The organism is Ruegeria sp. AP12 (genome assembly GCF_056540025.1).
The window spans coordinates 1-504 of record NZ_JBQFVZ010000354.1; the positions used below are offsets into that span (position 1 = coordinate 1).

The window sequence follows — 504 nt, forward strand, 5'->3', positions numbered from 1 at the left end:
CCGTTCGGGTTCACCTTTGCGGCGTCCAGACCCAATTCCTGATTGACGGCCAAAGCCTGCGCGGCAAACGCCTCATTGCTTTCGATCACATCGAAATCATCCGCCGACAGACCGGTCTTCTTGAACAGGTTCTGCACCGCCGGGACAGGGCCGATGCCCATCACCTCGGGCCGCACCCCGGCATGGGCATAGCCGATCACGCGCGCCTTGGGTTTCAGACCCGCTTTCGCCGCTGCATCCGCCGTCGCCAGCACCATCGCCGCCGCGCCGTCATTGATGCCCGAGGCATTGCCCGCCGTCACCCGCCCATCCTTCTGGAACACCGGGCGCAATCCGGCCAATGCCTCGGCGGTGGTAGCTTTGGGATGTTCATCGACCTTGAAGTCAACCATGTCCCGCTTGACCTTGACCTGCACTGGCGTGATCTGGCTGTCGAAATGCCCGGCCTCGATCGCTGCCGCCGCACGGGTCTGGCTGGTCAGCGCAAATTCATCCATCTGTTCG

At 63.1% G+C, this 504-nt stretch carries 1 protein-coding gene; it reads right to left on the reverse strand.

Going from position 1 to position 504, the window contains the following annotated elements:
- The coding region (locus tag ACR0E6_RS23180) for a thiolase family protein (RefSeq protein WP_480587865.1) at positions 1-504 on the reverse strand (504 nt) is incomplete at both ends.